Origin of the sequence: Mesorhizobium sp. M7A.F.Ca.CA.002.15.2.1 (genome assembly GCF_003998715.1) — a bacterium.
Lineage (GTDB): Bacteria > Pseudomonadota > Alphaproteobacteria > Rhizobiales > Rhizobiaceae > Mesorhizobium > Mesorhizobium ciceri.
Window position 1 is genome coordinate 1 of sequence record NZ_RZPI01000270.1, and the last position, 6,905, is coordinate 6,905.

The 6,905-nt window shown below is 63.5% G+C and carries 7 protein-coding genes; 3 read left to right on the forward strand and 4 right to left on the reverse strand.

What is annotated here, in order from left to right; genetic code table 11:
• Positions 1 to 1,028: nucleotidyltransferase family protein (locus tag ENZ74_RS16535; RefSeq protein ID WP_245470966.1), on the forward strand; the 1,028-nt coding region annotated here is incomplete at its 5' end.
• A gap of 7 nt (positions 1,029 to 1,035) precedes the next feature.
• On the opposite strand, the gene ENZ74_RS16540 is transcribed toward ENZ74_RS16535, so the two are convergent.
• The 4 genes from ENZ74_RS16540 to ENZ74_RS16555 form a co-directional block, all read right to left on the reverse strand.
• Positions 1,036 to 2,013: a hypothetical protein gene (locus ENZ74_RS16540; RefSeq protein WP_063169892.1), complete on the reverse strand. Its 978-nt coding sequence runs from the start codon at positions 2,011 to 2,013 to the stop codon at positions 1,036 to 1,038.
• Positions 2,010 to 2,444, reverse strand: a complete 435-nt coding sequence (locus tag ENZ74_RS16545) for a lasso peptide biosynthesis B2 protein (protein ID WP_063169891.1) — start codon at positions 2,442 to 2,444, stop codon at positions 2,010 to 2,012. Before ENZ74_RS16545 ends, ENZ74_RS16540 begins: the two co-directional genes overlap by 4 nt.
• Positions 2,444 to 2,731, reverse strand: a complete 288-nt coding sequence (locus ENZ74_RS16550; protein WP_032898709.1) for a PqqD family protein — start codon at positions 2,729 to 2,731, stop codon at positions 2,444 to 2,446. The genes ENZ74_RS16545 and ENZ74_RS16550 overlap by 1 nt, the downstream gene beginning before the upstream one ends.
• A 441-nt stretch (positions 2,732 to 3,172) precedes the next feature.
• Positions 3,173 to 3,919, reverse strand: a complete 747-nt coding sequence (locus tag ENZ74_RS16555; RefSeq protein WP_244514258.1) for a DUF2259 domain-containing protein — start codon at positions 3,917 to 3,919, stop codon at positions 3,173 to 3,175.
• A 209-nt stretch (positions 3,920 to 4,128) separates the two neighbouring features.
• On the opposite strand from ENZ74_RS16555, the gene ENZ74_RS16560 reads away from it, so the two are divergent.
• A complete protein-coding gene (locus ENZ74_RS16560) occupies positions 4,129 to 6,036 on the forward strand; it encodes a propionyl-CoA synthetase (protein ID WP_063169890.1) in 1,908 nt (635 codons plus the stop codon).
• A 112-nt stretch (positions 6,037 to 6,148) separates the two neighbouring features.
• On the forward strand, positions 6,149 to 6,905 hold a 757-nt coding region (locus tag ENZ74_RS16565; protein ID WP_164761055.1), incomplete at its 3' end, for an acyltransferase.

Below are 6,905 nucleotides of genomic sequence, written 5' to 3' on the forward strand. Positions count from 1 at the left end.
TAGCTGGGTTGATGCTGCCACCGCTTACTTCCGCCCAAGAAAGACTCTTGCTGCGCTTCGCTGACCCCGAGGCGGCGGCAGGCGGCGAAGATTTGTCGGCAAAGACGCTGACGGCGCTGCTCGACAATGCCGAGTTTCACGGCGTGCTGCCGATCATGTTGCGCAAGCTCAGCGGGGACGCGCGGCTGCCAGCGGATGCCGACCTGCACGGCAAGCTGGAGGATCTGCGCCAGAAGGCAACGATCGCCACCGGCCAGTCGATGCTGTTGAAGTATCATGGCGACCGCATCATGAAGGGACTGGCGGCGGACAATATTCCGGCGCGGATCGTCAAGGGACCCGTCTTCGCGCGAAAGCTCTACCGCAACGTCGCCGACAGGCCCTTCACCGACATCGACATCCTGGTCGAACCCGCCAATCTGGCCAGGGCAAACCAGGTGATCGCGGCATGCGGCTTCGAGCTTGGCAGCAACGAGGCCGAATCCTACGAATTGCAGGAATTCAAATGGTTGGAAAAAGAGAATTCCAGCCTGCTGGTCGAACTGCATGGCGACCTCGTGCATGACACCGGCATGCGGCGGCGCCTGTCGCTGGGTTTCCCTGAATTGCGCGCCATCGACGGCGAAGCCACGGACACGCCGGCGGCTCTTCTAACGATCGCCATCGTGCACGCCGCCGGCGGCCACAAATTCCACCGCCTGCAGCTTTGCGTGGACGTGCTGCAAGGCGTGCGGGCGCTGCAATCACCCGAAGCGGAAGCACGCCTGTTCGACGCTGCCCGTATGACCGGCATCGAACTGGAGTTGGCAATCGTGCTCAATGTGACCGGCCAGCTGTTCGACGAGAGCCGCGCGCTCGAACTCGCCGGCCGCATCAAGCCCGACCTCTCCATACGGCTGGCCAGGCGGCTGATCACAACGAATACGCTGCTTGGCGTCAATTCCAGGGACAGACTGGGCTCGCGCCTGCGCCGCGACGCCTTCCGGTGGATTCAGAGATTGGCCAAGGCCAGGCCGCAAGTAGCCTGACTTGACGTCAATCCAGGGTGCCGCGGATCAGCGCCGCAGCGTCAGCCGGGCGCGCGCCTACTTCGAGCTGGAAGGTCGGCACCGCATTGACCAGCCCGGCGATGGTCGCCAGCCTGCGCTTCTGCATCGGCAGCAGCCCGGTCATGCCGGTGCGGACATTGTCGACTGCCAGCGCCACCATCGCGTCGGTCCTGGCCATGGCGACGAGCCGGGTCTGCCCGTCGGCGGAACGCGCCAGGTGCAGAAGCGCCGCCACCGGCCGGGCGGATGCGTTTTCCACCCGGATGATACCGCCCAACCGTTCTAACGAGACCGGCTGTTCGCCGTTGCGATCCCACGTCTGGCCAAGGCATGGCGCCACCTGCGGGATCATTTCGGCAGTCTTCCGGTGGATTTTGACGGCGCGCGGCAAGCCCCAGGCTACAACCTTGCCCGAAGCGACATTCAGGATCATGGCGTCGTCGGAGCAGAGGCCAAAGCCCTGTGTTGCCAGCGCCAGCGACGTCGTGGTCTTGCCGGTGCCGCTCGGGGCGTGGATCAGCACCACCGCATCGCGGTCAGGCAAGGTCAGCCCGGCCGTATGCAGCATATGCTGGCCACCGGCGTCGAGCGCGGCATCCAGGACCAACATCGACGGCGTCCAGGCGGCTTTCGTACCGGTGCTAATCCGGAGTTCGGCCCAACCTTCCCCACCATTGATCGCAACGGTTTGGCGCCCGGGAAAGACCAGATGGACAATGCCGCCATCCTCGATCATCCGGCAGGGACCATCCTCCGGCACCTCGCCATCGAAGACCAGGGATCCATTGGGTGTCTCGTCCAGCGTGTCTGTTTCGGTGATCTCAAGACGAAAGTCCGGCGCGACGGGTTCCCCTATGCGCAGGCTGCCCAGCATCCGGTCGAAATCCTGCCACAGCTCGGAGCGCTCGGCCGATATGCCAAGGATCAGGCCGTTGAGGCCATAGCAGGCTGAAGGTCTGGTCAAGCGGGACGCGCCTTTACGGCATCGGCATGATGACGATAGATCTCGACCATGCCGGGAAGCTTGTCGCTGACCACCGGCTTGCCGTCGAGGCAGACCCAGCAATGCGCCGATAGACGCTGCGCTTGCATCGACTGCGGTTCGACGCCGAAGCGCAGGTCCGGATCGAAGCCGGCTAGTCGCAGGAAACGATGACCGAGCAGACCTTCCCTCAAGCACCTGCGGTCACGCATCAGCCAGGGGTGGCGGACCGTGCGGTTGACGCTCTCGACGATGTAGGCGGACGGCAGACCGCGATAGGGCGTCGACGAGGCGAGCGGCGCCCATCTGAGCACCTCCTCGAAGCTCCGGTTGGTGACAAGGACCGGCATCAGCCGCGCGCTCGCCCAGAGATGGCAGCGAAAAAGAGCGCGCAGGAGCGGGCCGTCAGCCATCAAGCACCTGGCGCGGCGAGGATACCTTCCGAGATCAGATCCGTGGCCAGTGCCGCCATGTCCTGATCGAGCGTCCCCTTGTCGACCTCGAACTCCTCGCACAGCAGGTCGACGATCTGGTCGAGGTTGCGCGCGCCGTCCACCTTGTCGAGAAAGGCTTCGGTCGTGCCGTTGCATGTATAGAGCTGGCCGCTGCGCGCCAAAAGCACGACTGCGCCATCGCCCACATGCTGCACCGAGGCATCCTCGGCCAGCCGCAGAACGGTTCCAGAGACTATTTCCACCACGCCCCCTCCAAGCCATGCTCATCCCGGAAATCAGATAGCGCGGAGGTGGAGCGCTGTCTATCGGCCGATCACGGGAGCCCGGTGCACGGACCAACGGCCTTGCTGACAGATTCTCCGCGCCAGTCGCGTTAGAACCTGCTCGGTTGCGTCTTCCCGGCCGCATTCGGCCCAGAAATAGTTATCGATGAAACGTGACAAACAGCGGGCTGCCGGCAGCGGACGTTGCATTTCTTCCCCTAAGTAAGGTAAAACCTGCCTGGGTATTGGGGAGATAGCGTATGCGTTACAATTGGGAGCGAGCTCCGACGAGCTTCGAACGTCATAGAAAAGCGCTGGCGACAGCCATTTTGATCGCTGGCGGCATTGGCCTCATGCTTGTGGCCCTGCCGATCTAGAAACAACCTTCAGACAGATCGGCTGCCAGCGCTTGGGCGTGACCTCTCAGCGTGGCTCCCCGGTCACCGCGAGGAAGCGGCGATCGCGCCCCTCGAAACCCTGGCTGAAACGCTGCACCAGCACAACGATCACCGCCGGCTTGCCGGCCGGGGTAAGTTCGTAGGATTCCGACAGGCTGTAGGAGGTCGGGCAGTTTCTTGAGCCCGGCACGGTCTTGTCCTCGTGCAGGATCTTGAACGGCTTGCCGTCCTGGCCTTGCAGCGTCAGCCGGAAGCCGAGTGCCTTGCCAGATGTGTCGCGCTGCTCCGTCGTTGCGAAACTCGCCGAACAATCGCTCGTGCTGGCTGCCAGGATCTCGTCGAGCTGGATGGTCGAAACGCCCGTTTCGCCATGGAGCGGCGACAGCCATTTCTGCGACACCTGTTCGAGGCGGGAGATGTCGTTGTAGGCAACCATTTCACCCGGAAAGGTGAATTTGTCGGACGCTGTCTGCTCGGCTGGGGATGTGATTGCATAATGGGCGAGAATGGGCGCCGCCTGAGCGGCGGCCTGCGCCCTCGCCTGCTCCAGCGTCAGTGTCGCCTCCTCCGTCTCATCGACGACGAGGATCGGCTTACCGCCAACGAACCGATCCGTACGGGTATCGATGACGTCGATCTCAGACCAGCCGGAGTCCGAGGCGCCGGCGTCGAGCGTTCCATATTGCTCGAAGGCGAAATAAGCGCCATCCGGCGAAAAGCCGATGATGTGCCGTGCCGCGGCATCGCCGGCTTCAGCGGTTCCGGTGGACATAGCAAGTACGGCGCCCATGACCGATGATAGCGAAAAGCGCCCGATGATCCGCACAGCAGCAGACATCACCACCCCAGTCCCGTCTCGCAGTTCATAACTGCTTGCCCCCAAGCGCCAGGTCGATGCCGTCGTCACAATGGCGTGGATTTGCGGCCAAGGGTAGAGCGCGCTATCTGGAAGGAAGAAAAACATTTCCCGGGGAGGTATGGATGGCTTCACGCTATCACGAGGTCTATGAAGGCTGGAAACGCGATCCGGAACAATTCTGGGCGGATGCGGCCGGCGCCATCGACTGGTATTCGCCCTGGGACAAGGTGTTCGACGCCAATGCCGGTGTCTATGGCCGCTGGTTCACCGGCGCCACCTGCAACACCTGCTACAATGCCATCGACCGCCACGTCGCCGGCGGCCGCGCCGACCAGATCGCGCTGATCCATGACAGTGCGATTGCCGGAACCGTGAAAAAGTTCACTTATGCCGAGCTGAAGCGCGAGGTCGTCGCGCTGACTTCGGTGCTGAAGAACCGCGGCATCGGCAAGGGTGACCGCGTCATCATCTACATGCCGATGGTGGCCGAGGCGGCCATCGCCATGCTCGCCTGCGCCCGCATCGGCGCGGTGCATTCGGTGGTCTTCGGCGGCTTCGCCTCGCATGAGCTTGCCACCCGCATCGACGATGCCAGGCCGAAGCTGATCATTTCGGCATCCTGTGGCCTGGAGCCAGGCCGCGTCGTTGCCTACAAGCCGTTGCTCGACAAGGCGATCGAGATCTCCCGCCACAAGCCGGACGCCTGCCTGATCCTGCAGCGCGACCAGTTGCGCTGCGAGTTGAAGGAGCATTTCGACATCGACTACGCCGATGCCGTCGCCCGCGAACGGGCAGCGGGCGCCAATGTCGACTGCGTGCCGGTGCTTGCCACCGATCCGCTCTACATCATCTACACATCGGGCACGACCGGGCAGCCCAAGGGCATCGTGCGCGACAATGGCGGCCATATGGTCGCACTGAAATGGACGATGGAAAACGAGTTCGGCGTCAAGCCGGGCGAGGTGTTCTGGGCGGCATCCGATGTCGGCTGGGTGGTCGGCCATTCCTACATCGTCTACGGACCGCTGCTGCATGGCTGCACCAGCATCCTGTTCGAGGGCAAGCCTGTCGGCACGCCCGATGCCGGCACCTACTGGCGGGTGATAGCGGAGCATGGCGTGGTCGCGCTGTTCACCGCGCCGACCGCATTCCGCGCCATCAAGGGGCAGGACCCGAAGGGCGAGTTCATTGCCAAACACGACCTCTCGAAGTTCCGCACGCTGTTTCTTGCCGGCGAGCGCGCCGACCCGGAAACCATCAAATGGGCGGAGCAGAAGCTGAATGTGCCTGTGGTCGACCATTGGTGGCAGACAGAGACCGGCTCGCCGATGACGATCAATCCCGCCGGCCTTGGCCTGCTGCCGGTGAAATACGGCTCGCCCGGCGTGCCGATGCCCGGCTACGACATCCGCGTGCTCGACGATGCTGGCCATGAGGTGAAGCGCGGCACGCTGGGCAATGTGGTGATCAAACTGCCGCTGCCGGCCGGCTGCCTGCCAACGCTGTGGAATGCCGATCAACGGTTCCGCCAAGCCTATCTCGACGAGTTCCCCGGCTTCTACAAGACGGCGGATGCCGGCATGGTCGACGAGGACGGCTATCTCTACGTCATGGCCCGCACCGATGACATCATCAATGTCGCCGGCCACCGCCTGTCAACCGGCGCCATGGAAGAGGTGCTTTCGGCCCATCCCGATGTCGCCGAATGCGCGGTCATCGGCATTGCCGACGCCATGAAGGGCCAGGTTCCGCTGGGCTTCGTGGTGCTGAATGCGGGTGTGACCCGCGATATCGGCTCCATCGAGAACGAGGTGGTCGGCCTGGTGCGCGAACGCATCGGCCCGGTCGCCGCCTTCAAGACGGTGGTGACGATCAAGCGCCTGCCCAAGACGCGATCGGGCAAGATCCTGCGCGGCACCATGCAGAAGATCGCCGACAAGGAGGAATGGGCCATGCCGGCAACCATCGACGATCCGGTCATCCTCGACGAGATCACTGCGGCGCTGAAGGAACGTGGGATCGGCCTTTGAGCCACTGAAGGTGGGCCGCGGACGACCTTTTCGATCGGCAAGCAATACTTTTATTGTGCGACGCAGCAATGCACCCTAAAGTCGTTCGCGGGGGGCCATCGACAAAGGTCGCATGGCTCAGCAGAAGATTACATTTGGCGGCGTCGACATCCTGCGCTTTCTCGCCGCCGTCATGGTCATGGTCTACCACTATGGCTTCTGGGTGTGGGCGTATCCTGACGGTGTTTCGGCGCGCGCCACGGGCGGCGTTCCCCCGCAGCCGGCAATAGGCGCCTGGGTCGAATCCGGCTGGGTCGGCGTCCAGATCTTCTTCGTCATCAGCGGCTTCGTCATCGCCTTCAGCGCCGAAAGGTCGACACCCCTGCGGTTTTTCGAAGCCAGGGTGAAACGGCTGGCGCCGGCCGTGTGGATCTGTGCGCCGGTCACTGCGGCGGTGCTTTTGATCGTCGGCCTCAGCTGGCCGACCGATGCCGTCGTCAGGCTCGTCCGCACCGGCCTGTTCGCCCCTTACGCGCCATGGGTGGACAGCGTCTACTGGACGCTCGGCATCGAGATCGCCTTCTATGCCGTCGTCTGGACCTTGCTGCGGCTCGGCCGCTTCCATCTAATGGAAATTGTGGCGCTCGCCATCGGCCTGGTCAGCGCGCTGTTCTGGTGCCTCTACTGCCCGCTCGACTGGGCCGACCTTGCCGAAACACGCACGCTCGACCTGCTTCTGGTGCATCACGGCGTGTTCTTCGCCACCGGCGTCATGCTGTGGCTGATGCGCTTCAAGGCGGTGACAGCCGCCCGCCTAGCCTTCTGCGCCCTGTTCCTGGCCGGTGGTGTGCTGCAGATCGCCAGTTCGGTCGACGTTCATATCCTGAAGG

Bases quoted from the DNA above. Each gene is read 5' to 3' on its own strand.
- ENZ74_RS16555 (WP_244514258.1), bottom strand. From the start codon at position 3,919: ATGTCCACCGGAACCGCTGAAGCCGGCGATGCCGCGGCACGGCACATC.
- ENZ74_RS16560 (WP_063169890.1), top strand. From the start codon at position 4,129: ATGGCTTCACGCTATCACGAGGTCTATGAAGGCTGGAAACGCGATCCG.
- ENZ74_RS16545 (WP_063169891.1), bottom strand. From the start codon at position 2,444: ATGGCTGACGGCCCGCTCCTGCGCGCTCTTTTTCGCTGCCATCTCTGG.